We start from the raw sequence: 26,640 nt of genomic DNA on the forward strand, positions 1-26,640 counted from the left end.
AGTGTATCAGGCCGGAGCCGGGGGCGGCATGAAGTTATACTATCGAGACAATTTGTATAACTTGAAGAGAAGGCAACAGGCTCGGATACGTCAGAAGACCAGCGGCGTGCGCGATGATAAAGGATCGTGATAATGCGCCTCGCGACCGATCACCTCGTCCTCCGGTACGTGCTGGACCAGAAAGGCATGATGAATGCCGGCACGCTGAAGTTCGAGGTAAACGTCCTCCAGCGCACGAAACACCATCGGCTTGCCGCGCCGCGTCAGCATGTGCCGGCGGCCTTCGAGGTCTTCGAGTTCCACTTGGTAGCAGCGGCTGCCGGCGTGAGTGATGACCCGAATCTCGAAGTTGTCGTTCCGCTCAGCAAAGTCCTTGAGTTCTTCGAATTGCATGGCTCCCTCCATGTCTCATTCAATGTTCGTTTGAGAATATACGATTCGGGCACAGCTTGACTGTGCCCGATATCAATTACATGACGAAATTCTAACTTTTGTATGACAGCGCTCTTGCCCAAGGGTTCAGAACGGTGTTCGGAGCTACTGGTAATTCGAAGGATCGATCGCCCTGGCCAGGGAGTTGCGATCGACCCACTTGCCTGCCTTGGTCTCCTTGTAGCGAAACACCACGCGGTCGCCAACCGCCACGGCAAGCTCGGCATCCTCGGTCTGGTAGCTGTAGGCTTCGCCGTCGACGACCAGGTGAAAGCGGTAGAGATCCGGCATACCCAACCACTCCTTGAAAGGTCCTTCGCGCTCCAGCGACTGGAGTTCACCGCGCGCCTCCAACTTTGGGGTGCGCTGGCGCTTGCCGCGCCGAAATCCGCCTGCCATGGTCTCTCCTCGGTTGCCAGCTATCGGGGGTCGGCATTATACGGCTTCGCACACAAGGCTCAAGCGCGCTTTGGCTACTCGCCGAATGCCTCGCCGTAGCTGTCCGGCGCCAGGTCCTCGAAGCGCGTGTACTTGCCGATGAAGGCCATGTGCACCGTGCCGATGGGGCCGTTACGCTGCTTGCCGATGATCAGCTCAGCCAGCCCCTGATTGTCGGGATTATCCGGATTGTAGACCTCATCGCGATAGACGAAGGCGATCAGGTCGGCATCCTGCTCGATGGCGCCGGATTCGCGCAGATCCGACATCACAGGCCGCTTGTTGGGGCGCTGCTCGAGCGAGCGATTGAGCTGGGACAGGGCGATGACCGGACAGCCGAACTCCTTGGCCATGCCTTTCAAAGAGCGTGAGATCTCCGAGATCTCGCCGGTGCGGTTCTCGGAGAAGCCGGGTATCTGCATCAGTTGAAGGTAGTCGATCATGATCATCGCCAGGTTGCCGTGCTCGCGCACCACCCGACGAATGCGCGAGCGCATCTCGTTGGGTGACAGCGCGGCGGTATCGTCGATGAACAGCTGCTTGTCCTTGAGCAAGTTCACCGCCGAGGTCAGCCGCGGCCAATCCTCGTCCTCGAGCTGACCGGTGCGCACCCGGGTCTGATCGATACGGCCCAGTGACGACAGCATGCGCAGCATCAAGGCATCCGCCGGCATCTCCATGGAGAACACCATCACCGGCTTGTCGCTGGCGATCACCGCGTGCTCGACCACGTTCATGGCGAAGGTGGTCTTGCCCATCGAGGGGCGACCGGCAATGATCACCAGATCCGAGGGCTGCAGGCCCGAGGTCATCTCGTCGAGGTCGCGAAAGCCGGTCGACAGGCCGGTCATCTCGCCCTTCATGTTGAACAGCTCGTCGATACGATCCACCGCCTTGGCCAGCAGCTCGCTCATGCCGATGGGGCCGCCCGACTTGGGGCGCTCCTCGCTGATCTGGAACACGAGCCGCTCGGCTTCGTCGAGCAGTTCGTCGGCCGGCCGCCCCTGGGGACTGAAGGCGCCGTCGGCGATCTGGCTGGCGGCGCGAATCAGCTTGCGCAGCGTCGCCCGCTCGCGAACGATATCGGCGTAAGCGCGGATGTTGCTGGCCGAAGGCGTGTTGCGCGCCAGCTCGGCCAGATAGGCGAGTCCACCGATAGTGTCGAGCTGATCACGCCCCTCCAGCGCCTCGGAGAGCGTCACCACATCCAGCGGACGCCCCGTCTCGGCGAGGCCCGCCATGACATTGAAGATCAGGCGATGCTCGTAGCGATAGAAGTCGTCGGCCACCAGACGGTCGGCCACGTTGTCCCAGGCGGCGTTGTCGAGCATCAGCCCCCCGAGCACCGACTGCTCCGCTTCCAGCGAATGCGGCGGCACCTTCAGCGCGGCGGCTTCCCTATCGAGCTCGAGCGTATCGTTCATGGCGTGACAACCTTGGTGATGGCGGGCCGTGCCATTCTACCCGATGGCCGGGGTCCGCCCTACTCTCGAAACCGTAAAGACACTCCGATCGCTACCGCATTTCCGTCAGAGACGAACAAGGGGCGCGAGGAAACTCCTCGCGCCCCTTGGCGTCGATGCGTGGCGAAACTTACTCGGCCACGACGACCACGCGAACGGTAGCGTCGACTTCGGCATGCAGGTGCAGATCGATGTCGTATTCGCCGGTCTGGCGAATCGGGCCTTCGGGCATGCGAACCTCGCTCTTGGCGACTTCGATGCCGGCCTGACCCAGCGCCTCGGCCAGATCACGCGGGCCGATGGAACCGAACAACTTGCCCTCTTCACCGGCCTTGGCGACCAGCGACAGCTCGATCTCGGCCAGCTGAGCGGCACGAGACTCGGCGATCGCCTTGCGCTCGGCGGCCTGCGCCTCGAGCTCGGCGCGCTGCGCCTCGAAGGCTTCCACGTTATCCTTGGTAGCCGGCACGGCCAGGCCATAAGGCACCAGGTAGTTACGACCGTAGCCAGGCTTCACGGCGACCTTGTCGCCCAGGCCGCCCAGCTTGCCAATGTTGTCGAGCAGAATGACTTCCATCTCGTTAACCTCATGTCAGTCGCTGCGAGGGGCCAGACGGCCGCGGAAATCCACGAACACATCGATGAAGGCCGCCAGCAGCACGATCAAAATCATGGGCCAGGTAGTGATCAACAATCCGTAGAAAGCGACCAGCCACAGCCCGTTCATACCCTTTATTCCGATAAAACCATGGACCAGCGCGATGCCAGCCACCAACAGCGGGACCCAGGCCAGCATGGAGAGCGAGGGCAGCCCCAACACCATGCCGACCACGCCCAGCAGCACCAGCAACGCCAGCTCGCGCGGTACCAGACGCAGCGCGTGGAACTCCTCGCGAAAGCCGCCGGGGTTGTAGAGCCCCGCTTGCCAGCTGCGCGCCAGCGCCAAGCAGCCGATGGCTGCGATCAGCACCATCAGGCCGGTGATGCCACCGATCAGAAGCGTGGCCAGCTCTTCGGTATCATACCCTTGGCGTACCAGCTCGCCGAGCACCTGATCGATTTCATCCGAGCTCTGGCGCAGCTGCTCCAGCAGCGGCCCCGTGCCGCCCGGCGGAATGAAGACGCCCAACTGAATCAGCACGGCGCCGGCCAAGGTGCCGGCGATCAATGCCTCGCTCCAGCGCATGCGCTCGCGCAGCACCACCGCCATCAGCGTGACCAGCAGCACGCTGGCCAGCGGAATGACGTCGCCCTGCATCCACCACCAGCCGGCAGGCAAGGCGCCCGCCGCCAGCACCGGCAGTGCCGGCAGCATGCCGCGACGCAGCGTCACCAAGGCGACGATGGCGGCACTCAGCCAGAACAGCCAAGGTACGATCGCAGCCAGGGCCGCCCCGCCAGTCGCGTAGGGCGTGCCCCGCATCAGCCAGCGGGCAATCGGCAGCATCGGGCCAGCGGCTTACTGATGGCTGTCGGTGTAGGGCAGCAGGGCCAGATAGCGCGCGCGCTTGATGGCGGTGGCCAACTGGCGCTGATAGCGCGCCTTGGTGCCGGTGATGCGGCTGGGTACGATCTTGCCGGTCTCGGTGATGTAAGCCTTCAGCGTGTCCAGATCCTTGTAATCGATCTGCTTGACGCCTTCAGCGGTGAAACGACAAAACTTGCGACGGCGGAAAAAGCGTGCCATGTCAGGACTCCTTGGACGTGCGATCAGTTGGCTTCGGCAGTTTCTTCGGTACGCGGACGCTCATCGCGACGCGCACGCTTGTCGTCTGCCGGCTTCATCATTGGCGAAGCTTCGGTGATGGCTTCCTTGCAGCGCACCACCAGGCTGCGAATGATGGCGTCGTTGAAGCGGAAGATATTCTCGATCTCCTCGAGAGTCTCGCCGCTACACTCGACGTTCATCAGCACGTAGTGAGCCTTGTGAATCTTGTTGATCGGGTAGGCCAGGTGACGACGGCCCCAGTCCTCGAGACGATGCACGGTGCCGCCACTCTCGGTGACGATGCTGGAGTAACGCTCGACCATGGACGGCACTTGCTCGCTCTGGTCCGGGTGGACCATGAACACGATTTCGTAATGACGCATGGGGTCTCCTTGCGGGTTGGCAGCTTCCTCGGGAGGCGTTCGCACTCAAGGGAAGCAAGGAGTGATAGTCAAATAATTACGCCCGCTCACACAGGAACGGGCGCATGCATTCTAGTGAGCCACGCCGCCACTTGCAAGGCGGCGAGCGTTTTTCAGCTCCGCTCTGCACCGCGCTGACGCACCGCCTCGAACAAACAGATGCCGGTGGCCACCGATACGTTGAGACTGGGGACGCTGCCGGCCATGGGAAGCTTGACCAGGCCATCACAGGCCTCGCGGGTCAAGCGGCGCATGCCCTTGCCTTCGGCCCCCATCACCAAGGCCATGGGACCGGATAAGTCGGCCTCGAAGAGCATCGCCTCTGCCTCACCGGCGGTTCCGATGACCCAAACACCGAACGCCTTGAGCCGGGCCAGGGCGCGCGCCAGATTCACGACCTGATAGACCGGCACGCTATCCGCAGCGCCGCAGGCGACCTTGCGCACCGTGGCACTGAGTGGCGCGGCCCGGTCCTTGGGCACGACCACGCCATGCGCACCGGCGGCGTCGGCGCTACGCAAGCAAGCACCGAAATTGTGCACGTCGGTGACACCGTCGAGCACCAGCAGCAAGGGAGGCGCCTCGTGGGGCCAGGCTTCGAGTTTGAACCAAAGCGATGCCTCGCTCTCGAAGGCAAGCGGCGCGGCGAAGGCGACGATGCCCTGGTGGGCCGACTCGCGCGCCAGTTCATCCAGCATGTCGCGCGGCTGGCGCTTCACCCGGCAGCCACCGGCGCGGGCCTGCTCCACCAGTTCGGCCAGTCGACTCCCAGCGTCGCCCACCTGCACCCATAGCTCTTGCGGCGTTTCGCCTCGCTGCAGCAGGGCGCGTACCGCATGCACCCCGAACACCGCATCGAGGCCGGCAGGTGCCCCGGCGCCACGCTGCGGTGCGCGCCGGCTTCGACGCTCGTGCTTGCGCGAAGCCCCCATCAGCCGCGCGCTCGCGACTTGCGCGGCCCGCGACGGCGCTTGCCGCTCTTGCCCTTGGCACCGTCTCCCTTGTCGTCGGCCTTGCCTTTGCTGGAAGCGGGCTGGGGAGAGGCCGTCGCCGTGCTCTCGCCACGGCGCCTGCGCGGCTGGCGCTTGGGCCGTGGCTTCTCGTCCTCGAGCACGAAGTCGATCTTGCGCTCGTCGAGATCGACACGGGCCACTTGAACGGTGACGCCGTCGCCCAGGCGATAGCTCATGCCGGTCCGCTCGCCCTTGAGGCGATGCTTCTCGGGCTCGTAATGGTAATAGTCCGAAGGCAGCGAGGTGACGTGTACCAAGCCCTCGACGTAGAACTCATCGAGACGCACGAAGATGCCGAACTGAGTCACCGACGCAATGGCCCCTTCATAGACCTCGCCCAGCTTGTCGGACATGAACTCGCACTTGAGCCAGCCCTCTACGTCGCGGGTGGCGTCATCGGCACGGCGCTCCGTCATCGAGCAGTGCTCGCCGAGCTCGAGCATCTGCTCGAAGGTATAGGGGCACCACTTGCTCGGCGGCTCCACCGGCGCCCCTTCGGCACGCAGTACGGTGTTGGTCTGGCGCGGGCCGCGTATCACCGAGCGGATGGCGCGATGCACCAGCAGGTCGGGATAGCGACGAATCGGCGAGGTGAAGTGAGCATAAGCGGGGTAGGCCAGGCCGAAGTGCCCCTCGTTGTGAGGCGAATAGACCGCCTGGCTCATGGAGCGCAGCATCACGGTCTGAATCACGTCGGCATCCGGACGACCACGAATCGCCTCGGTCAGCGCCTGGTAATCCTGCGGGGTCGGTGCATCGCCTCCGCCCAGCGACAGTCCCAGCTCGTTGAGAAACAGGCGCAGCTTGTCGAGACGCTCCGGCGAAGGCCGCTCGTGGATGCGGTACAGCGCCGGCAAGTCATGCTTGTCGAGGAAGCGTGCGGTGGCGACGTTGGCCGCCAGCATGCACTCCTCGATGAGCTTGTGGGCGTCGTTGCGCGTGCGCGGCACGATCTTCTCGATCTTGCGCTCCTCGTTGAAGAGGATCGCCGTCTCGGTCGTCTCGAAGTCGATGGCGCCGCGCTCCTCGCGCGCCTGACGCAGCGCCTTGTATAGCGCGTGCAGGTTTCGCAATGATGGCACCAGCTCCCGATACTCCTCGCGCAGCGTATCGCCTTCGGGATCGTCCTCGTCGAGGATGGCCGCCACCTTGTTGTAGGTCAGGCGCGCATGCGAGCGAAACACCGCCTCGTAGAAATGATAGCGACTGATCGTCCCGTTCTTGGAGATATTCATCTCGCAGACCAGAGCCAGCCGATCGACGTGCGGGTTGAGCGAGCACAGCCCATTGGAGAGCAGCTCAGGCAGCATCGGCACCACCTGCCCCGGGAAGTAGACCGAATTGCCGCGGCGAATCGCCTCCTCGTCCAGCGGGCTGCCGGGACGCACGTAGTGCGAGACATCGGCGATCGCGACGAGCAGTTTCCAACTGCCGGACTTGGTCTTCCAGGCACATACCGCGTCGTCGAAGTCCTTGGCGTCCTCGCCATCGATCGTCACCAGCGGCACGTCGCGCAGATCGATGCGGTGCTGCTTGTCCTGTTCGGCCACCTCGGCGGACATCTCGGCGATCTGATCGTGTACCTCGGGCGGAAATTCGGCAGGAATCTCGTAGCTGCGGATGGCGATGTCTATCTCCATCCCCGGGTCCATGCGCTCGCCGAGCACCTCGACCACTTCCCCCACCGGCTGTACGCGGGTCTCGGGTTGCTGGACGATTTTCGCCGACACCACCTGGCCATCCCGAGCACCGCCACTGGCGCTGTGAGGGATGATCACTTCCTGGGTAATGCGCGGGTTCTCGGGAATCAATACGCCGAAGTCAGAGGTATTGGCGCGGAAGACCCCCACGATGGTCTGGGTATTGCGCGCCAGCACCTCGGCGATGGTCGCTTCGTCGCGGCCCCGGCGATCGCGTCCACTGATACGCACCAGTACGTAGTCGCCATGAAAGACCCGCCGCATCTGGCGAGGCGGCAGCACCAAGTCAGGCTTCTTGCCGTCATCACGCAGCACGAAGCCGAAGCCATCGCGGTGTCCCAGCACCTTGCCCCTGATCAGATCGAGCTTGTCGATCAGTGCATAGGCCCCCGCACGGTTGCGCAATACTTGACCGTCGCGTTCCATGGCAGCGAGGCGCCGTCGCACCGCTTCCTGCAATTCCTCATCCTCGAGGCCCAGCATGCGGCTCATCTTCTCATGAGTGATCGGCTTGCCGTACTCCTCCAGACGGGCGAGCAGGTACTCGCGACTGGGTGCCGGTTTGTCGTACTTGTGGGCCTCGCGGCTGGCGTGCGGGTCGTCGCTGAGCGTCCAGTGGGTCATGCGTGGGGCATCCTTGGCAACGGAAGCAGCGTTCGGGGAAAGGCGCGGGCGAGAGGCCGCGTGCGTAGGATGTTACTAATGAAGTCGTTTGTCATGCCTGCAGTATAGCGCCGGTGCCGGTTCCACCCAACCATGGCGGAATGATCCGGGGATCAGGCGCGTCGGGGTTGCATGGCGGATCGCCTCCCCAGCCGCCCTGGCGGCGGTTGAAATTTCTCCTGCCACTCTTGCATTGAGGCCCAAATTGGGTAAGATACGCGTCGCCTGCCCAGATGGCGGAATTGGTAGACGCGCTAGCTTCAGGTGCTAGTGTCCTTACGGACGTGGAGGTTCAAGTCCTCTTCTGGGCACCATCGTCCCCTTCGGGATCGGTGATCGGGTAGGCTCCAGGCTCTTTGTCAGCTCGACTCGCTCGTGTTCGCCCAGGTGGCGGAATTGGTAGACGCGCTAGCTTCAGGTGCTAGTGTCCTTACGGACGTGGAGGTTCAAGTCCTCTCCTGGGCACCATCCCAGATGCGCGAACACGCGGCAGGTATGACGACAGCATGATGCGCCCAGGTGGCGGAATTGGTAGACGCGCTAGCTTCAGGTGCTAGTATCCTTAAGGATGTGGAGGTTCAAGTCCTCTCCTGGGCACCACTGCTCTTCACTCGCTGATTGCGTCATGCAAGCTGACATCTCATCAGAGCGCCCCCAGAAGCCGCGACGAATCGCGGTTTTTTCGTGCCTGTGATTCGCTCGCGCAGCCATTTATTTAGTAGCGAGCAGGCAGGCGGGCCACCTCTTCTAAAGCCCATCCTCGGGTCGACACCCGCCCTTCCAGCCTCTCGGCCACCGCTTCGGGCAGCTGCGGGAAGAAATTCAGCCCGGTGCGCGCCTCCACTTCGTCGATGCTCACCAGAAAATCATCCAGCGGTTCGTCGCCGCGAACCTGTTGCGGCATGATGAAGGCCAACGCCAGCGGCTCCTCGGCCGGCACCACGATGATCTTGTAGAAGGCCTCGGGAATCTCCACCAGCCCCACCCGCCGGGTCACGTTGTCGAGGAAACGCTCGGGAAATACCGGCCCCGTGAGCACCTGTACCACACCGAAGCGCGGCACGAAGTGGTCGATCACCACCTCCTCCAGACGTTGCCACAGCCGGCGGTTGAGGTCGGGCCGCTGGGGCGAGATATTGCTCATCAGAAACGACTGCTCCTGGGCCTCGCGCCCATGCACCACGGCAATGGCATAATTGGGGGCCAGATGACCGCGATCGTAGCCACTGCCGAAGTAGCTGTCGGTGGAGATCGGCCATAAGGTACGCCAGTCCTGACGGAAATCGGGTCGTTGGCCGGCTCGCGGCTCCTCGACCTCATGCAGTAGGTAACTGACCCAGAGCGGATTGACACGAACGTCCGACCAGCCCACCAGAAAGCCATCGTTGCGCAGCACGCGATGCAGGGTCAGCGGCGTCAGGCTCTCCCAGGTGGGCACGCCCATCCAGCTCAGTTGATCGCGGTACGCCTGCTCCTGGCTGTACCATAGGCCACTGCCGACCAGCACGAAGACGAGAGTGACGGCAAACCGGCGCAGCCGAGGGCGCCAGAGGGATAGCGACGCACGTCGGCGCCGCGGCCGAGAGCGAGCAGTGGCCATTCGTAGCGATCCTGACAAGGGGCCGCCGACGTTGCCGGCAGCCGGAAAGAGAACATCATGGCTGGCGTGGCGCGATTACCAGCCCAGCGAGAACATGGTTTCCAGGTCGTGGCGAGAATGCACCTGCATGGCGTTGAGGGTCTCGGTGTCGCGTATGCCATCGACCGCGTTGAGACGCTCGGTGACCAGTTCGGCCAAGCTCTCGAAGTCACGGGTCCGGGCAATCGCCACCAGGTCGTAACGTCCGCAGGTGGAGTAGACCTCGCTGATGCCCTCGACATCGGCGAGCCGCTCGGCGACCGCCTTGACCTGGCCTTTCTCGGTATTGATCAAGATCACGGCATTCTGCATCGGTCTCTCCCTCGATTAGGCATCTCCCGCGGCAGCATGACGTCGCCGCGACCTGGCGCGAGTATAGCAGGCCATGGGCGGCGGCTGAATCGACCCGAAGCAAGGCTCGTTCACAGGCAGGGCGGCAGAAAGACCGCTGGATAACCAACGAACAGCGTCGCGCCCACCGCGAACAGGTAATTGCCCGCCGACACGAGGCCGAAGAAGCGCTCTCGCCGTACACCCGCCCGTCTCGACGCCCTCACGCAGGCCCAGGTCAGCCATACCAGCAGCGCAGCGGTCGCCAGTGTCGACACGCCGACGGCGACGTTGATGCCGGTCAGGGTATCGCGCCCGGGGGCGGGCGGTGCCACCGAGCAGGCCACCGATAGCCCGCCGTAGATGGCAATGAACCAGATCCCCCAGATCGTGTGGCCACCGACCAGATGAATCGGGTGGGTCAAGCTCAGCAAGTGCCTCATGGCGCCCCTCCCAGTACCGTCGGTATGACCCAGATGGCGACGAACAGGCTCCAATAAACCACCAGGTTGTAATACCACAGGCGCAGGACCACCACCGGCTCCAGGGGCACCTCGGCGCTGACGAAGCCATACCCTACCCGCAGCCCCTGCAGCAGGCATAGCAGGGCGCCCAGCAGCGCATGGATCAGCACATAGAGCAGTGCTACCAGTAGCGTGGCATCGTGTGCACTCTCGGTGGGAGCGAGCTCCGCCAGCCAGACCACGCCTATCAGCAGCGTCGACTGCAGTGCGCCAAGTGCCGCGGCGACGTTCATGCCCGCCCTCAAGCCGGCGTCATGGCGACGGCGCAGCCGGCGCACCAGCTTGGCCAATAGCAGTACGCCCAGCGTCAGCGCCAACCCGGCCGCGACCAGCAGCGGCATGGAGAGCGGCGAGGTCTCCGGCATCCGCCACTCGGGAGCCACGGTCCATAAATAGAACCAGCCGAACAGCAGGGAGAGATAGAGGGAGCCGTTGGCCAGATGGGAGACCGACATGGTCCATACCCCCGGGCCATTCATGGTGCGCGAATGCAGCGGCGGCTGACCGGGGGCCACCGTGGCGTCCGGCGCCGCCTTCGGATGCGCCCCGTTCTCCCACGACCAGCGCAGCAGGAACCCCACGGCAATCAGCGTCGCGACCGCGGCCAGCGGGTAGAGCCGCACCAGCAGGCTGATGCACACCACCGCCAGGCTCAGGGCGGCGAGCAGCGGCCACCAGGAATTGGTTGGCAAGTGGACCACCTCGCGCAGCTTGCCGGTCAGAGGGTCGCTGCCCCAGGTCTCGCGGCGCCCATGGTCGATGGTGGCCAGCCCATGCCGGCCTTCGAGCAGGGTGCGCGGCAGCTCGGGAACGTCCCACAAGGGATTTCGCGTTTCGAGCCGGGGCAGGCTGACGAAGTTGTAGGGGGTGGGTGGCTTGGGCATGGCCCACTCCAGGCCGTCGGCATTCCAGGGGTTCTGCGGTGCCGGTTTGCCGAAGCGGAAGTGCAGCGCCACGTCGATGATCAGCAGCGCCACACCACCTGCCATCATGAAGCCGCCGATCGAGGAAATCAGGTTGTAGATATCCCAGCCCATGGCGGTATCGTAAGTGAACACCCGCCTGCGCATACCCAGCAGTCCCGTCCAATGCATGATCAGGAAGGTGAGGTTGAAACCGAGGAAGATCAGCCAGAAGCTCCATTTGCCCAACCGCTCGGAAGGCATGCGCCCCGAGACTTGGGGCAACCAGTAGTAGAGCCCCGCCAGCAGCGGGAACAGCATGCCGCCCACCAGCACATAGTGCATGTGAGCCACCACGAAATGGGTGTCGTGCACCTGCCAATTGAACGGTACCAGCGCCAGCATCACTCCGGTCAGCCCGCCCAGCACGAAGATGACCAGAAAGCCTAGGATCCACAGCATGGGGAGTGACATGATCGGGCGTCCCAGCCATAGCGTGGAGAGCCAGACGAATAACTGGATGCCGGTGGGAATCGCCACCAGCATGCTCGCCGCCGAGAAGAAGGCCGTCGCCAGTTGCGGGATGCCCAGGGTAAACATGTGGTGCACCCAGAGGCCGAAGCTGACGAAACCCATGATGACGATCGCCGCCACCACCCAACCGTAGCCGACGATGGGGCGGCGAGCGAAGACCGGAATCAGCGTCGCGACGATCCCCGCCCCCGGCAGAAAAATGATGTAGACCTCGGGGTGACCGAACAGCCAGAACAGATGAGCCCACAGCACCGGGTCGCCGCCACCGGCGGGGTCGAAGAACGGCATGCCGGTGGCGCGCTCGAGCTCGAGCAGGATGCTGCCCAGAATCAGCGGCGGGAAGCCCACCACGATCATCAAGGCCATGGCCAGGATGTACCAGGCGAATAGCGGCATCTTGTGCAGCGCCATGCCCTCGGTGCGGGTACGCAGAATCGACACCACCAGTTCCACCCCGGCGGAAAGCGCCGATATCTCGACGAAGGTGATCCCCAATAGCCAGAAATCCGAACCGCTGCCGGGCGAGTACTCGCCGCTGCTCAGCGGTGTGTACATGAACCAGCCGCTGCTGGGCGCCATGTCCAGGAACAGGCTCGCGGTGAGGATGATGCCGCCGAAGAGATAGCAGAAATAGCCGAAGGCGGTCAGTCTTGGGCAGACCAGGTCGCGCGCACCGATCATCTTGGGAATCATGTAGATCGCCAGCCCCTCGAGGATGGGAATGGCGAACAGGAACATCATCACCGTGCCGTGCATGGTGAAGACCTGATTGTAGGTCTCGTTCGACATGAAATTGTTGTCGGGAAAGGCAAGCTGCGTGCGGATCAGCATCGCCAGCAGGCCACCGATCAGAAAGAACACCGCACCGGTGGCCATGAAGCGCAGCCCCAGGGTCGTGTGGTTGACCACCGTCAGGGCGCCGAGGCCGCGCGGATTGGCCCAGACCCTGGCCAAGCCCTCATGCAGTTGGCGGGTGTCGGGCGTCAGGGAAGCGTCCTTGGTATCGCTCATGGTGCCAACGTCTCCAGCCAGGCGCCGATATCCTGCAGCGTCTCGGTCTCGATGTGGTTGTGGGGCGGCATCCGGTTGCCGGGCTTGAGCATCTGGTGGAACTGCAGCCAATAGGCGATGGCGCCCTCCTCCATGGGCAACACGCCGGCTCCCAGCGTCGGGCGCGAGCCGATGTCGCTGAGGTCGGGTCCCTTGATGTCGTGCTCAGTGTCATCGACGACAAGCTCGTCGGGGAAGCCGGCAACACGGTGACAGGCCGCACAGTGCTCGCCGAAGGCGCGGGCCGCATCGCCCTTCTCGATCGATTCGCGCGGTGCGCGCCGCTCGTCCAGCCAGGCATCGTAGTCGTCGCGCTCCAGCGCCTCGACATGCAGTTGCATGCCGGTGTGCTGGGCGCCGCAGAATTCGGCACACTGGCCGCCGAAGACACCTGGCGCATCGGCCTCGAGGCGAATGGTGCTAAAGCGCCCCGGCACCATGTCGCGCTTGCCTCCCAGGCGAGGAATCCAGAAGGCGTGAATGACGTCCTCGCTGGTGACGCGGAAATCGACCGGTTCACCCGCCGGCATCACCAGCCGGTTGGCGGTGACCACATCCGGCTCACCCTCTTCCCCCGGGTAGCGCACTTCCCACCACCACTGGTGGCCGATCACCTCGATGCGTTCGGGGTCGGTAGTCGCCAGTGGCAATGGCAGCATGCCGCGGCCGGTGGGCGCGGCGAATATCAGCAGCGCAACGATACTGAGCACCGGCAGCAGGACGCCGCCACCCAGCACCCAGCGCAGCATGACGCGTTGCTCCTCGCGTGGCGTGCGCTGGGGTTGGTGGCGACGACGAAACGTGTAGAGCCATAGCGCATACACACCGAGCGATACGACGACGGTGACGATGAGCATGGCCCACCAGACCCAGAACTGGCTTCGCGCGGCCGGCCCGGTCGGGTCGAGAATCGACATCTCGCCAGCACAGCCGGCAAGCAGCCATACGAGCGGGAGCCCGGCAAGCCGCCCGGGCCGGCGTGGGCGGTTGACCGCACGCGCACCAAGGCGTTGAATGCAGGTTAGTCGACCTATCCGATCGCAAAGGACGCGAACATGGCTGACGAACCGAAACGCTCGATCAAGAGCCGCGCCGGCATTGCCGGCCACCCACTGCACCCTACCGTGGTCCACTTCCCCGTTGCCTGCCTGCTGCTGGTCGTGGTCAGCGACGCCGCCTTTCTCTATACAGGCGATCCCTTCTGGGCCCGCTCCAGCCTGTGGCTCGCCGGCATAGGCGCGCTGGGTGGATGGGTGGCCAGCACCTTGGGACTGATCGATCTGGTCTCGCTCAGGCGGGTACGCAACCTTATCCTCGGCTGGTGCCACGCCATCCTCGCCGTCATGATGCTGTCGCTGGCTTCGCTCAATTGGTTGTGGCGTTACTTGAACCCCGTCGACCTGCTGCCCTGGGCGGTTGGCCTCACACTGCTGACCGCGGGATTGGTTACCCTGGCCGGCATCCTTGGCGGCATGCTGGTCTACGACCACGCCGTCGGTGTCGATATCGAAGACAAGATTCGAGCCGCGATCGAGGATGAATGAACCGGACCAGACGCGGTGGGTTGGATTGCGCATCATGACTCTCCCTGTCATGCCTCGAAGGGCGTGCTCAATACCAGCACCAGCACCGCCAACATCAGCGCTGCCGACACGATGGCGATCAGCGCGCTGGCCGGCGCCAGCCCACGCAGCCGCTTCTGCTCCAGCCTGACGATCAGCGCCCCGCACAACACATGACACAGCACCATGCCGCTGACGGCGGCGAGTTTCAGCACCAGCCAGCCTCCGGCGATCTGTCCGACGATGAACAGCAGGGTTCCGCTTATGATCGCGAGCAGGGCGAACGGCGTGGCAATATGAGTGAAAAGAAAACGCAGGATGACCGTTGCGGGCACTTCGAACGAGGAAGCGCTGCGCGATCTGGCGTTGGCGAGCAGCAGCGCCGGCAGGTAGAGAAGCGCCCCGCACCAGCAAACCAGCGTGGCGATATGCAGGAACTTGATCCACGTCATGACAGCATCCTTGCGGTCCAGTGTGAAGCTACCCTACCCAATGTAAAGAGTCTGGGCCAGACATACCCGCTGCCGGCACCAACCGGCGTATTGCCCCGGCACAGCGCCTTGCTTACCGAACGAATCGTCCCGCAATCTTCGGATACCCAAAGCAACGCTACGATACGTTCGGCAATTGCCCCAGCGGAGGAAAAGGTGTTTCCTCTGCTTAACGTCCAACCGGCCCCATACACCTCAGCGTGACTGGGCGGCATGCCAGTTTCCCCTACACGCCATGCCACACGGCGAGTGACGATACACATTGAACCGTGCCAGAGCAGGAGATCTCTCAATGGGCAGACAGAGCCGACGAGCCTTCCTTCGCAACAGCTTGCTGGGCATCGCCGCCCTGCCGCTGGGTGTCGGCACTCTCTCACGCCAGAGCTACGCTCAGGAACTGCCGCGCCTGGACCCGAATGACGAACAAGCCCAAGCGCTGAATTATGTCGAGGACGCCGAGCAGGCCAGCGACCACCCCTCCTATGAAGAGGGGGAAGCTTGCAGGAACTGCATGTTCTTCGAACGCCGCAACCAGAGTTGCCAACTCTTTCCCCAGAACAGCGTCGAGCCCGACGGCTGGTGCCAATCCTGGATCACGCAAGACTGACGCCAAGTCCGGTTCACCATCGGCAGCGTCTGCCCAACCGGCCGGGCGCTGCCGCTCCATCGCCCTTACTCCTGGACCTCATCGTCCGGAAGCGGCCATTGGTAACGCCGCACGACACTGCCATCCTCGGCGATCGACTCGAGCCGCACGGGAAATCCCCAAAGCTGGTGAAGATGCCGGATCACCGGATAGACACTGCGCCCCAGCGGCCGGCGGGTATCCTGTACGTGATGGAGGGTGAGTGAGCGGTTACCCCGGATGTTGGCCTCGTAGACCTGGATATTGGGCTCCCGTAGCGATAGCGCGTACTGCGCCGCCAGCGCCTCGCGAACCCGGCGATAGCCACGCTCATCGTGGATGGCGGTGACTTCGAGCATCTCCTCCTGATCGTCATCGACGATGGCGAACAGTTTCAGGTCGCGAATCACCTTGGGCGAGAGGAACTGCTGAATGAACGACTCGTCTTTGAAGTTGCGCATCGCGAAGTGCGCCGCTTCCAGCCAGTCCCCCCCCGCCGTATCCGGGAACCATTCGCGATCCTCGTCGGTAGGATTCTCGCACATGCGCTTGATATCGCTGAACATGGCGAACCCCAGCGCATAGGGATTGATCCCGCTGTAGTAGGGGCTGTCGAAGCCGGGCTGGCTGACCACGGCGGTATGCGATTGAAGAAACTCGAGCATCAAGCCCTCATCGACCAACCCCTCGTCGTAGAGACGGTTCATCAGCGTATAGTGCCAGAACGAGGCCCACCCTTCGTTCATCACCTGCGTCTGGCGCTGGGGATAGAAATACTGCGCCAGCTTGCGCACGATGCGTACGATCTCGCGCTGCCAGGGCGCCAGCAACGGTGCGTTTTTTTCGATGAAATAGAGCAGGTTCTCCTGGGGCTCGGGGGGATAGCGCCCCCCGGCGCGCAATCCCAGCGGGTCGTCGCTATCCTCCGTGCTGCCGGGCAGGGTATCGATCGGCTGGCGTCCGGGAATGGTGCGCCACAAGGTATTGACCTGGGCCTGCAGGTACTCCGCTCGCTCGGCCTGGCGCCGCACCTCCTCCTCGGCGGAGATCGGCGAGGGTCGCTTATAGCGATCCACGCCATAGTTCTGCAGCGCATGGCAGGCGTCGAGCAGCTGTTCCACAGCCGTCACGCCATGACGCTCTTCGCATTCGGCCACGTACTTGCGCGCGAACACCAGGTAGTCGACGATCGAGCTGGCGTCGGTCCAGGTACGGAACAGGTAGTTGCCCTTGAAGAAGGAATTGTGCCCATAGCAGGCGTGTGCCATCACCAGCACCTGCATCATCAGGGTATTTTCCTCCATCAGGTAGGCGATGCAGGGGTCCGAGTTGATGACCAGTTCGTAGGCCAGCCCCATCTGACCGCGCCGATAGGCCTGCTCCACCGCCAGGAACTGCTTGCCGAACGACCAATGATGGTAGCCCACCGGCATGCCCACGCTGGCGTAGGCATCCATCATCTGTTCGGTGGTGATGATCTCTATCTGGTTGGGATAGGTATCCAGCCGGTACTCGTCGGCCAGGCGGGCCAGCTCCCGCTCATAGGCTTCGAGCACCTCGAAGTTCCAGTCGGATCCGGTGGCAATCGGCTTGCGTCGGGTCATGGTGCCTCCTCATCCGCTCAATGCGCGGCGCGGCGCTTGAACAGGTCGCGGAAAACCGGATAGATGTCGCCCGCCTCGACGATCTGGCGCATGGCGAAGCGGTCGGGATATTCGGCGGCGACCGATTCGTACTCCTCCCATAGCGCCTGATGCGCATGTGGCGTGATCTCTACATAGGTGTAGTACTGCAGGCGCGGCATCAGCGACTTCACCAGCCGCTCACGGCAGGTAACGGAATCGTCGTCCCAGTTGTCGCCATCTGAAGCCTGCGCCACGTAGAGGTTCCACTGCGATGGCGGATAACGCCTGGCAATGATCTCGTCGACCAGCGTCAAGGCGCTCGAGACGATCGTGCCGCCGGTTTCCCTCGAATAGAAGAACTCTTCCTCGTCGACCTCCTTGGCCGCGGTATGGTGGCGCACGAACACCAGCTCAACCTTCTCGTAATTGCGCTCGAGGAAAAGATACAGCAACAGGAAGAAGCGCTTGGCAATGTCCTTGTGCGCCTGGGTCATGGAGCCCGAGACATCCATCACGCAGAACATCACCGCCTTGCTAGACGGCTGCGGCTGATTGATCAGGTTGTTGTAGCGCAGGTCGTACGTGTCGATGAACGGCACCGCCTCAAGGCGCCTCTCGAGCCGTTCGATCTCCGCCTTGAGTTCGCTGATGCGCGATGGGTTACGCAGCACCGGGTCCTTGCGTTCTTCCTCGGCCAGCGCTTCCTGCGCCTCGCGCAGAGCGCGGCGGATGGGGGCACGCATGGCGATGCGACGGGCATACGCCTCGCGCATGGAGCGCACGATGTTGATCCGCGACGGAACCCCGTCGCGAGAAACCCCGGCGCGTACCGGCCGCACCTCGTCGAGGTCCTTGAGCGCCTTGCGCTCCAGGTGCGGCAGTTCCAGCCCATCGAAGACGAAATCGAGGAACTCCTCGCGGGTCAGAGAAAAGGCGAACTCATCCATGCCTTCCCCCTGGTTGGACGCGCTACCCTCGCCGGAGCCGCCGCCACCGCCGCCGCCACCGGGACGGCGCAGACGGTCGCCCTCGACGAATTCCTTGTTACCGGGACTGACGATGGTGCGCTTGCCCCCCGGGCCGTGCTGGAAGACCGGCTCGGAGATGTCACGCGTGGGTATCGAGACCTTCTCGCCGCGTTCCATGTCGGTAATCGAGCGCCGATTGACCGCTTCCTCCACCGAGCGCTTGATATGCGCTCGGTAGCGATCGAGAAAGCGCTGTCGGTTAACGGCGCTCTTGTTCTTGGCATTGGCGCGTCGATCGATGAAATAGGTCATGCTGACCTCCTGGCTCGCGCCGGCTTACTGCGATTTACGCACCCGCAGGTACCACTCGGAGAGCAGCCGCACCTGCTTCTCGGTGTAACCCCGATCCTTCATGCGCTCCACGAAATCCTCATGCTTCTTCTGATCCGCTGCCGACGCCTTGGCGTTGAACGAGATCACCGGCAAGAGTTCCTCGGTGTTGGCGAACATCTTGTGCTCGATCACTCCGCGCAGCTTCTCGTAGGATTGCCAGCTCGGGTTCATGCCGTTGTTCTGGGCCCGCGCGCGCAGCACGAAGTTGACCACCTCGTGGCGGAAATCCTTGGGATTGGAGATGCCCGCCGGCTTCTCGATCTTTTCCAGCTCCTCGTTGAGCGACTGGCGATCGAACAGTTCGCCGGTCTCCGGATCTCGATACTCCTGGTCCTGAATCCAGAAATCGGCGTAAGTGACGTAGCGATCGAAGATGTTCTGGCCGTACTCGGAATAGGACTCGAGATAGGCGGTCTGGATCTCCTTGCCGATGAAGTCGACATAGCGCGGCGCCAGAAACTCCTTGATGTAGCGCAGGTAACGCTCGAACGTTTCCTTGGGCAGGTGCTCCTGCTCCAGGCGTTGCTCCAGCACGTAGAGCAGATGCACCGGGTTGGCGGCGATTTCGTGATTATCGAAGTTGAAGACCTTCGACAGGATCTTGAAGGCGAAGCGGGTGGAAAGCCCCTCCATCCCCTCGTCGACCCCTGCGGCATCGCGGTACTCTTGGATCGACTTGGCCTTGGGGTCGGTGTCCTTGAGATTCTCGCCGTCGTAAACGCGCATCTTAGAATAGATGCTGGAGTTTTCGGGCTCCTTGAGCCGCGAGAGCACCGAGAACTGCGCCAGCATGCGCAGGGTATCGGGAGCGCAGGGGGCCTCGGCCAGCGAGGAATGTTCGAGCAGCTTCTTGTAGATGTTGATCTCTTCGGTGACGCGCAGGCAATAAGGCACCTTGACGATGTAGACGCGGTCGAGGAAGGCCTCGTTGTTACGGTTGTTGCGAAACGCCTGCCACTCGCTCTCGTTGGAGTGCGCCAACACGATGCCGTCGAAGGGGATCGCCCCCATGCCCTCGGTGGGGTTGTAATTGCCCTCCTGGGTGGCGGTCAGCAGCGGATGCAGCACCTTGATTGGCGCCTTGAACATCTCGATGAACTCCATCAGCCCCTGGTTGGCCTTGCACAGCCCGCCGGAGAAGCTGTAAGCGTCCGGATCGTCCTGGGAGTAGAGTTCGAGCTGACGAATATCGACCTTACCCACCAGCGAGGAGATGTCCTGGTTGTTCTCGTCGCCCGGTTCGGTCTTGGAGATGGCGATCTGGTTGAGCCGCGAGGGATACAGGCGCACCACCCGAAATTGCGAGATGTCGCCGCCGTACTCCTTGAGCCGCTTGGCGGCCCATGGCGACATGATGCTCTTCACGTAGCGACGCGGGATGCCGTACTCCTTTTCCAGCAGCTCGCCATCCTCCTCGGGCGAGAACAGCCCCAGCGGCGACTCGTAGACCGGCGACCCCTTGATGGCATAGAACGGGATGCGCTCCATCATCAGCTTGAGCCGCTCGGCCAGCGAGGACTTTCCGCCCCCCACCGGCCCCAGCAGGTAGAGGATCTGTTTGCGTTCCTCGAGCCCCTGGGCCGCATGGCGGAAGTAGGCCACGATCTGCTCGATCGCTTCCTCCATGCCGTAGAATTCGGAAAAGGCGGGGTAGCGGCGAATCACCTTGTTGGAGAAGATCCTCGAGAGCCGTGGATCCTTGGCGGTGTCGATTACCTCGGGCTCGCCGATGGCCTTCAGCATACGCTCGGCGGCGCTGGCGTAGGCCATGGGATCCTCGCGACACAGCTCCAGGTACTCCTGCAGGGTCATTTCTTCCTGCTGGACACGAGAGAAGCGGTTCTGCACATGATCGAAGATGCTCATCGAAGCCTCCTGTTTGGCCACCCATTGAACCATCTGGTATCAGATGGCCGCCTCGGTCACTCAACCTCGGGTTACTCATCAGCCTAGACAGCATCCGGGCCGAATGGGCGGCAAAATATCAACGCAGTGGATGACTAACCATGAGAACGCAGGGAACGTCGAGGGTTCGCTAATAAAACCGGTTCCATTGATCGACGCTGCAATGATGCAGCGTCGATGCGCCCGCCCGCCCCTCGCCAGTGCGGCTACGACAGGCGGTGCGCCTGGGATCAGGCCGCGTGGCATGTGGCCTGCCGACCATTATAGAAGCGCAGGCAGCCTAGGCGACATCCGTCAACGGCAGGGCCCGGCGCAGTGGCCAGCCCCCTAGCGAACGCCCCCCGCGCCAGGGTTGTGTGTACCAGCAAGAGATTTCATCAGCGTAGCTGGCCCCGCGAAACGCGCTCTCAACGCTGGGGTCAGCCGGGTCATAGCCCGGCCGCCACTCTCGTGCCCTGGTCGATGGCACGCTTGGCGTCGAGTTCGGCGGCTTCATCGGCGCCACCGATCAGATGCACCGCGACGCCGGCCTCCTTGAGCGGCTCGAGCAGTTCACGCACCGGATCCTGCCCGGCGCAGATCACCACACTGTCCACCTCGAGCAGTCGAGGCTCTTCGTGGTGACGAATATGCAACCCTTCATCGTCGATGCCGACATACTCGCAGCCGGCCAATGCCACGACGCCGCGATGACGAAGCGACAAACGGTGCACCCAGCCGGTGGACTTGCCCAGCCCCCTGCCCGGCTTGGAGGACTTGCGCTGCAGCAGAAAGACTTGGCGCGGCGTGTCGGGGCGCATGGGTGGGCGAATGCCACCACGCTCGGCAACGCTCAGGTCGACACCCCACTCAGCGCACCATGCGTCCCGATCCAGTGCCGGATGCCCCGCGTGAGTGAGCAGTTCGGCCACGTCGAAGCCGATGCCACCGGCGCCGATGATCGCCACCCGCCGCCCCACCCGTTCGGGATGAAGTATCGCCATGGGGTAGCTCATGACCTTGGGATGATCGATGCCCGGCAATTCGAGGCGGCGCGGACGCACACCGGAAGCGAGGATCACGGCATCGAAGGCACGCAACGTCTGCACATCCGGTTCGATGCCAAGCTTTACCGCCACACCATGCTTGTCGAGCATGACCCGGAAGTAGCGCAGGGTCTCGTCGAACTCCTCCTTGCCGGGAATCTTACGTGCCAGATTGAACTGTCCGCCCAGTTCCTTGGTACGTTCGTAGAGCACCACCCGGTGGCCGCGACGGGCGGCCGTGAGCGCCGCCGCCAACCCCGCCGGTCCGCCACCGACCACGGCGACATCGCGCGACGCCTCGGTCGGTACGATCTCAAGCTCGGTCTCGTGGCAAGCCTGAGGATTGACCAGACAGGAGGTCAACTTGCCCTGGAACGTATGATCCAGGCACGCCTGGTTGCAGGCAATGCAGGTGTTGATTTCGTCAGCGCGCCCTTCGGCGGACTTGGCCACCCAGGCCGGATCGGCGAGGAAAGGACGCGCCATGGACACCATGTCGGCATGTCCTTCGGCCAGGACTCGCTCGGCCACGTCGGGCATGTTGATGCGGTTGGTGGTAATCAGCGGAATCGTGAGTTCGGCCTTCATCCGCCGGGTCACTTCGGTGAAGGCCGCCCGTGGCACGCTGGTGACGATGGTAGGGATTCGCGCCTCGTGCCAACCGATGCCGGTATTGATCATGCTGGCACCGGCCGCCTCGATGGCCCGACCCAGGGTGACGACCTCTTCCCAGGTGCTGCCCTCTTCCACCAGATCGATCATCGACAGGCGGAACACGATCAGGAACTCATCGCCTACCGCTTCACGAAGACGTCGGACGATCTCGACCGCCAAGCGCATGCGATTTTCGAAGGCGCCGCCCCAGCGGTCGTCGCGCCGGTTGGTGCGCAAACACAGGAACTGGTTGATCAGGTAGCCTTCGGAGCCCATCACCTCGACGCCATCATAGCCAGCCTCGCGCGCCAGCGAGGCGCAACGCACGTAGTCGACGATCTGACGCTCGATGTCTTCATCGCTGAGTTCGCGCGGCGTGAAGGGGTTGATTGGCGCCTGGATCGGCGACGGCGCCACCAGCTCGGGCGTATAGGCGTAGCGCCCAGCATGCAAGATCTGCATGCAGAGGCGGCCGCCCTCGGCGTGCACTGCCTCGACCACGCGGCGGTGATCCGCAACCTGCTCGGCGCGCTCCAGCGTCGCCGCTCCCTGGAAGACCGCCCCCTCCGGATTGGGCGCGATACCACCGGTAACGATCAAACCGACGCCTTGGCGAGCACGCTCGGCATAGAAGGTCGCCAGGCGCTCGAAGCCGTGGGGCGCCTCTTCGAGGTTGGTATGCATGGAACCCATCAGCACGCGGTTGGGCAGGGTCAGGTGGCCCACCTCGAGCGGACGGAAAAGATGAGGATAGTGCACGCCAAACTCCTCCTGAGATTCGGTCACGGTTGCATTCAAACAACTGTATGATAGCCAGGCGGAGAGCGCAAAGAAAAAGACGTCCGCCCAGGACGGACCGGAACCAAGCCACCCACGACGCGAGGCGTCGGGCCTTCGCGCTGACGCGAACGGAGAGAGTATAGACGAAACGAGAAACCCCGAGCCGCAGGGCTCGGGGTCGGAATTCGCAATGGCGGACCGGACGGGACTCGAACCCGCGACCTCCGGCGTGACAGGCCGGCATTCTAACCGACTGAACTACCGGTCCGCGTGGTGGGTGATACCGGACTCGAACCAGTGACCCCCAGCATGTGAGGCTGGTGCTCTAACCAACTGAGCTAATCACCCACGGGTATCGCATCGCTGCGATGAGGACTTGCCATACCAGGACATCGTGGCGGACCGGACGGGACTCGAACCCGCGACCTCCGGCGTGACAGGCCGGCATTCTAACCAACTGAACTACCGGTCCACAACAGATGACGCTAGCGCTGGAAACGATGGCGGACCGGACGGGACTCGAACCCGCGACCTCCGGCGTGACAGGCCGGCATTCTAACCAACTGAACTACCGGTCCGCTGCTGTTTCCTACGTGATCACTCCCGTCGCTATCGCTTGGTGCTCGAAAGCGATGGTGGGTGGTACAGGGTTCGAACCTGTGACCCCCAGCTTGTAAGGCTGGTGCTCTCCCAGCTGAGCTAACCACCCGGTCACGTGGCGCTGAATTCTACAGTGATCGGCTTGGTTGTCAATGCCTTTCGCCGCTTATCGTCGTCGGCGGATGCCAGCCACGTGGCACGAACCGGTCCCGGCTCGTCTGTAGCCCGCATCAACCGTGGCACGGGTTATGTCGCCGCCCGTTTTTCGCGCATGAAAGCGGCGATCGCCGCCGCCCCTTTCTCGATCAGGCCCTCCTGGGTATGCCCCGAGGCCCGGCGAGGCTTCCAGTCGTGATCGCCATCCTCCAGCCAATGCACTCGTGCCGCCCCCAGCGCGTAGCCATTGACCTCCTCACGCGTGCCGAAGGGATCGCGACTGCCCTGCACCACCAGGGTAGGACAGTCGATCAGCGGCCAATGCGACAGGCGGAGGCTGTCGGGCGCGCCGGGCGGATGGAAAGGGTAGCCGCACAGCACCAGGCCGGCGACGCGATCACGTGCCGCCAGCAGGCTGGCCGCACGTCCGCCCATCGATTTGCCACCGAGCCACAGAGTACCTCCTTGCGGATGTGTCAGAATGTCGCACCAGTGCGACAATTCTTCTACGAGGCGGTCAATGCGTGGCGGCGGTATTCGCCTCGCTTCCCGCCGCATGCGTTGCATGTAGGCGAACTCGATTGCCAGGGTCTGCACCCCCTGTTCGCCGAGCGCATCACGCAAATGACTCATGTAGGCCGAGGACTGCCCAGCCCCCGCACCATGGGCGATCAGCAGGCGTCCGGCACTTCCGTCGCCACGAATATCGAGCGGACCGTAGCCTTCGACCAGCCAGTGGCCGGGTTGCCGATCGAGCCCCCGCTCGCGCAGCGAGAGGGGGCCAATGGCTAACGGAGTAAAACGTGCAAAGTTCGACACGCGTCAAATTCCTATACGAGTTTCGCCTGTATCCTTGTTTCAGTCTGTCAGGCGGCTGCGCTAGAATCCGCCCTGCTTTCTGACCTGCATCACCCACCGGGGACCCCGTCATGGCCATCGCCATCGCGAGTTCCCGATACGCGTTCGATGGGAACCTGACATGAGCACAGCACTAGAGCACCCGACCTACAACTACAAGGTAGTTCGGCAGTTCGCGATCATGACAGTGGTGTGGGGCATCGTGGGCATGCTCCTCGGTGTCATCCTCGCCTCGCAACTGGTATGGCCGCAACTCAACCTTGATCTGCCGTGGACGAGCTTTGGCCGCCTGCGTCCGCTGCATACCAATGCCGTCATCTTCGCTTTCGGCGGCTCCGCCCTGATGGCGACTTCTTATTACGTGGTACAACGGACCTGTCAGACGCGGCTGTTCTCCGACAGGCTCGCCGCGTTCACCTTCTGGGGTTGGCAGGCGGTGATCGTCTCCGCGGTCATCACGCTGCCGCTGGGCTACACCACTACCAAGGAGTACGCCGAGCTCGAGTGGCCGATCAACATCCTGATCGCGGTGGTCTGGATCAGCTATGCCATCGTCTTCCTGATGACCATCAAGCAGCGCAGAACCTCCCACATCTATGTGGCCAATTGGTTCTTCGCCGCCTTCATCCTGACCGTGGCGGTGCTGCACATCGTCAACAACGCCGCGATCCCGGTGACCCTGATGTACTCCACCTCCATTTACGCCGGCGCCATCGACGCCATGGTACAGTGGTGGTACGGTCACAACGCGGTGGGCTTCTTCCTGACCGCCGGCTTCCTCGGCATGATGTACTACTTCGTGCCCAAGCAGGCCGAGCGCCCGGTCTACTCCTATCGCCTGTCGATCGTCCACTTCTGGGCGTTGATCATGGTCTACATGTGGGCCGGTCCGCACCACCTGCACTACACCGCGCTGCCCAACTGGGCGCAATCGCTGGGCATGGTGATGTCGATCATTCTGCTGGCCCCCTCCTGGGGCGGCATGATCAATGGCATGATGACGCTCTCCGGCGCTTGGCATAAGCTGCGCACCGATCCCACGCTGCGCTTCCTCGTGGTTGCCCTGTCGTTCTACGGCATGTCCACCTTCGAGGGCCCGATGATGGCGGTGAAGACGGTCAATGCCCTGTCCCACTACACCGACTGGACCATCGGCCACGTGCATGCCGGCGCGCTGGGCTGGGTGGCGATGATCACCATCGGCTCCATGTATCACCTGATTCCGCGCCTGTTCGGCCGCACCGAGATGTACTCCGTCGGCATGATCGCCGTGCACTTCTGGCTCGCCACCATCGGCACCGTGCTGTATATCGCCGCCATGTGGGTGAACGGCATCCTGCAGGGCCTCATGTGGCGCGCCATCAACCCCGACGGCACGCTGATGTACACCTTCGTCGAGGCCGTCGAGGCCAGCGGCCCAGGCTATATCGTGCGCCTGATCGGCGGCCTGTTCTGGGTCATCGGCATGCTGATCATGGCCTACAACGTCTTCATGACCGTCAAGCGCAGCCAGGCCCTGAGCCAGCAGCCGCTGCCGCAGACCGCCTGAGCAACCGGGGAAACCGACACCAATGAAACACGAGATCGTCGAAAAGAACGTTGGCCTGCTCGCCGTGCTGATTCTGGTGGTGATCAGCTTCGGCGGCCTGGCCGAGATCGTGCCGCTGTTCTTCCAGAAACAGACCACGGAACCGGTCGACGGCCTGCGCCCCCTCTCGGCGCTGGAGCTGGAAGGTCGCGACATCTACCGCCGCGAGGGCTGCGTGGGCTGCCACTCGCAGATGATCCGCCCGTTCCGCGCCGAGACCGAGCGTTATGGCCACTACAGCGTGGCCGGCGAGTCGGTCTACGAGCATAACTTCCTGTGGGGCTCCAAGCGCACCGGCCCGGATCTGGCCCGCGTCGGCGGTCGCTACAGCGACGACTGGCACCGCGCCCACATGTATAACCCGCGTGACGTGGTACCGGAATCGGTGATGCCCGCCTACCCCTGGCTATTCGAGCGCACGCTCGACGGCAAGGATACCCCGCGCAAGATGGAAGTCTTGCGTGACCTGGGCGTGCCCTACACCGACGAGGACATCGAAGGCGCCACGCGCGAAGTGCGTGGCCAGCAGGAGATCACGGCGCTGGTGGCCTATCTGCAGCAGCTGGGAACCGTGCTCGAGGGCACGCGTTGA

The 26,640-nt window shown here is 63.2% G+C and carries 24 protein-coding genes and 8 tRNA genes; 7 read left to right on the forward strand and 25 right to left on the reverse strand.

Annotated elements, in window-relative coordinates:
* Positions 1-90 precede the first annotated feature (90 nt).
* The 9 genes from F0A17_RS10415 to rnr form a co-directional block, all read right to left on the reverse strand.
* Positions 91-393, reverse strand: a complete 303-nt coding sequence (locus tag F0A17_RS10415; RefSeq protein WP_149328298.1) for a DUF6482 family protein — start codon at positions 391-393, stop codon at positions 91-93.
* 144 nt (positions 394-537) lie between these two features.
* Complete coding sequence (locus F0A17_RS10420; protein WP_149328299.1) at positions 538-831, reverse strand: hypothetical protein; 294 nt, start codon at positions 829-831, stop codon at positions 538-540.
* Between the two features lie 74 nt (positions 832-905).
* Complete coding sequence (dnaB, locus tag F0A17_RS10425) at positions 906-2,294, reverse strand: replicative DNA helicase (protein ID WP_149328300.1); 1,389 nt, start codon at positions 2,292-2,294, stop codon at positions 906-908.
* 169 nt (positions 2,295-2,463) lie between these two features.
* Entirely contained in the window at positions 2,464-2,910 is a 447-nt protein-coding gene (rplI, locus tag F0A17_RS10430; RefSeq protein ID WP_149328301.1) for a 50S ribosomal protein L9, read from the reverse strand.
* Positions 2,911-2,925: 15 nt separating this feature from the next.
* Entirely contained in the window at positions 2,926-3,780 is an 855-nt protein-coding gene (locus F0A17_RS10435) for a YybS family protein (RefSeq protein WP_149328302.1), read from the reverse strand.
* 12 nt (positions 3,781-3,792) lie between these two features.
* Entirely contained in the window at positions 3,793-4,020 is a 228-nt protein-coding gene (gene rpsR / locus F0A17_RS10440; RefSeq protein WP_010629658.1) for a 30S ribosomal protein S18, read from the reverse strand.
* A gap of 23 nt (positions 4,021-4,043) precedes the next feature.
* Positions 4,044-4,424 carry a 30S ribosomal protein S6 gene (gene rpsF / locus F0A17_RS10445; RefSeq protein WP_149328303.1) on the reverse strand — a complete coding sequence of 127 codons (381 nt, stop codon included), beginning with the start codon at positions 4,422-4,424 and terminating at the stop codon, positions 4,044-4,046.
* A gap of 152 nt (positions 4,425-4,576) precedes the next feature.
* On the reverse strand, positions 4,577-5,395 hold the full coding sequence (gene rlmB, locus F0A17_RS10450) for a 23S rRNA (guanosine(2251)-2'-O)-methyltransferase RlmB (RefSeq protein ID WP_149328304.1): 819 nt from the start codon (positions 5,393-5,395) through the stop codon (positions 4,577-4,579).
* Complete coding sequence (gene rnr, locus F0A17_RS10455) at positions 5,395-7,800, reverse strand: ribonuclease R (RefSeq protein ID WP_149328305.1); 2,406 nt, start codon at positions 7,798-7,800, stop codon at positions 5,395-5,397. Before rnr ends, rlmB begins: the two co-directional genes overlap by 1 nt.
* Before the next feature lie 266 nt (positions 7,801-8,066).
* Here rnr and F0A17_RS10460 point away from each other — a divergent pair.
* From F0A17_RS10460 to F0A17_RS10470, 3 genes are all read left to right on the forward strand, one after another.
* A tRNA-Leu gene (locus F0A17_RS10460) sits at positions 8,067-8,153 on the forward strand.
* Between the two features lie 67 nt (positions 8,154-8,220).
* Positions 8,221-8,307, forward strand: a tRNA-Leu gene (locus tag F0A17_RS10465).
* 45 nt (positions 8,308-8,352) lie between these two features.
* Positions 8,353-8,439: transfer RNA gene (locus F0A17_RS10470), tRNA-Leu, on the forward strand.
* A gap of 115 nt (positions 8,440-8,554) precedes the next feature.
* Here the strand turns inward: F0A17_RS10470 and F0A17_RS10475 are convergent.
* The 5 genes from F0A17_RS10475 to coxB form a co-directional block, all read right to left on the reverse strand.
* On the reverse strand, positions 8,555-9,439 hold the full coding sequence (locus F0A17_RS10475) for a DNA/RNA non-specific endonuclease (RefSeq protein WP_149328306.1): 885 nt from the start codon (positions 9,437-9,439) through the stop codon (positions 8,555-8,557).
* 75 nt (positions 9,440-9,514) lie between these two features.
* Positions 9,515-9,790, reverse strand: a complete 276-nt coding sequence (locus F0A17_RS10480; RefSeq protein WP_149328307.1) for an Lrp/AsnC family transcriptional regulator — start codon at positions 9,788-9,790, stop codon at positions 9,515-9,517.
* A 110-nt stretch (positions 9,791-9,900) separates the two neighbouring features.
* Positions 9,901-10,251, reverse strand: a complete 351-nt coding sequence (locus tag F0A17_RS10485; protein ID WP_149328308.1) for a hypothetical protein — start codon at positions 10,249-10,251, stop codon at positions 9,901-9,903.
* On the reverse strand, positions 10,248-12,779 hold the full coding sequence (gene ctaD, locus F0A17_RS10490) for a cytochrome c oxidase subunit I (protein ID WP_149328309.1): 2,532 nt from the start codon (positions 12,777-12,779) through the stop codon (positions 10,248-10,250). The genes F0A17_RS10485 and ctaD overlap by 4 nt, the downstream gene beginning before the upstream one ends.
* The gene (coxB, locus tag F0A17_RS20685) at positions 12,776-13,735 is read right to left on the reverse strand and encodes a cytochrome c oxidase subunit II (protein WP_223111528.1); all 960 of its coding nucleotides are present in this window, start codon (positions 13,733-13,735) and stop codon (positions 12,776-12,778) included. The genes ctaD and coxB overlap by 4 nt, the downstream gene beginning before the upstream one ends.
* Before the next feature lie 138 nt (positions 13,736-13,873).
* Between coxB and F0A17_RS20690 the strand changes: the two genes are divergently transcribed.
* On the forward strand, positions 13,874-14,362 hold the full coding sequence (locus tag F0A17_RS20690; RefSeq protein ID WP_223111529.1) for a DUF2231 domain-containing protein: 489 nt from the start codon (positions 13,874-13,876) through the stop codon (positions 14,360-14,362).
* A 47-nt stretch (positions 14,363-14,409) separates the two neighbouring features.
* Here the strand turns inward: F0A17_RS20690 and F0A17_RS10500 are convergent, their stop codons facing one another.
* On the reverse strand, positions 14,410-14,832 hold the full coding sequence (locus F0A17_RS10500) for a CopD family protein (protein ID WP_149328311.1): 423 nt from the start codon (positions 14,830-14,832) through the stop codon (positions 14,410-14,412).
* 331 nt (positions 14,833-15,163) lie between these two features.
* On the opposite strand from F0A17_RS10500, the gene F0A17_RS10505 reads away from it, so the two are divergent.
* Positions 15,164-15,478, forward strand: a complete 315-nt coding sequence (locus F0A17_RS10505) for a high-potential iron-sulfur protein (protein WP_149328312.1) — start codon at positions 15,164-15,166, stop codon at positions 15,476-15,478.
* A gap of 65 nt (positions 15,479-15,543) precedes the next feature.
* On the opposite strand, the gene F0A17_RS10510 is transcribed toward F0A17_RS10505, so the two are convergent.
* From F0A17_RS10510 to F0A17_RS10555, 10 genes are all read right to left on the reverse strand, one after another.
* Positions 15,544-17,100, reverse strand: coding sequence for a SpoVR family protein (locus F0A17_RS10510; RefSeq protein WP_149328313.1), 1,557 nt, complete (start codon positions 17,098-17,100; stop codon positions 15,544-15,546).
* 17 nt (positions 17,101-17,117) lie between these two features.
* Positions 17,118-18,401: a YeaH/YhbH family protein gene (locus F0A17_RS10515; RefSeq protein ID WP_149328314.1), complete on the reverse strand. Its 1,284-nt coding sequence runs from the start codon at positions 18,399-18,401 to the stop codon at positions 17,118-17,120.
* A 24-nt stretch (positions 18,402-18,425) separates the two neighbouring features.
* Positions 18,426-20,348 (reverse strand): PrkA family serine protein kinase, encoded by a 1,923-nt coding sequence (locus F0A17_RS10520; RefSeq protein WP_149328315.1) that lies wholly within the window; start codon positions 20,346-20,348, stop codon positions 18,426-18,428.
* Between the two features lie 467 nt (positions 20,349-20,815).
* Positions 20,816-22,759, reverse strand: coding sequence for an FAD-dependent oxidoreductase (locus tag F0A17_RS10525; protein ID WP_459076709.1), 1,944 nt, complete (start codon positions 22,757-22,759; stop codon positions 20,816-20,818).
* A gap of 278 nt (positions 22,760-23,037) precedes the next feature.
* A tRNA-Asp gene (locus F0A17_RS10530) sits at positions 23,038-23,114 on the reverse strand.
* 3 nt (positions 23,115-23,117) lie between these two features.
* A tRNA-Val gene (locus F0A17_RS10535) sits at positions 23,118-23,194 on the reverse strand.
* A 47-nt stretch (positions 23,195-23,241) separates the two neighbouring features.
* Positions 23,242-23,318: transfer RNA gene (locus tag F0A17_RS10540), tRNA-Asp, on the reverse strand.
* Between the two features lie 29 nt (positions 23,319-23,347).
* A tRNA-Asp gene (locus tag F0A17_RS10545) sits at positions 23,348-23,424 on the reverse strand.
* 55 nt (positions 23,425-23,479) lie between these two features.
* Positions 23,480-23,555, reverse strand: a tRNA-Val gene (locus tag F0A17_RS10550).
* Between the two features lie 137 nt (positions 23,556-23,692).
* A complete protein-coding gene (locus F0A17_RS10555) occupies positions 23,693-24,421 on the reverse strand; it encodes an alpha/beta family hydrolase (RefSeq protein WP_323849414.1) in 729 nt (242 codons plus the stop codon).
* A 160-nt stretch (positions 24,422-24,581) separates the two neighbouring features.
* Between F0A17_RS10555 and ccoN the strand changes: the two genes are divergently transcribed.
* Together ccoN and ccoO are read left to right on the forward strand one after the other, a co-directional pair.
* Complete coding sequence (gene ccoN, locus F0A17_RS10560; protein ID WP_149328316.1) at positions 24,582-26,009, forward strand: cytochrome-c oxidase, cbb3-type subunit I; 1,428 nt, start codon at positions 24,582-24,584, stop codon at positions 26,007-26,009.
* A gap of 22 nt (positions 26,010-26,031) precedes the next feature.
* Complete coding sequence (ccoO, locus tag F0A17_RS10565) at positions 26,032-26,640, forward strand: cytochrome-c oxidase, cbb3-type subunit II (RefSeq protein WP_149328317.1); 609 nt, start codon at positions 26,032-26,034, stop codon at positions 26,638-26,640.

The sequence above is a fragment of the Billgrantia pellis genome (assembly GCF_008297955.1).
In the GTDB taxonomy this organism is placed as follows: Bacteria; Pseudomonadota; Gammaproteobacteria; order Pseudomonadales; family Halomonadaceae; genus Halomonas; species Halomonas pellis.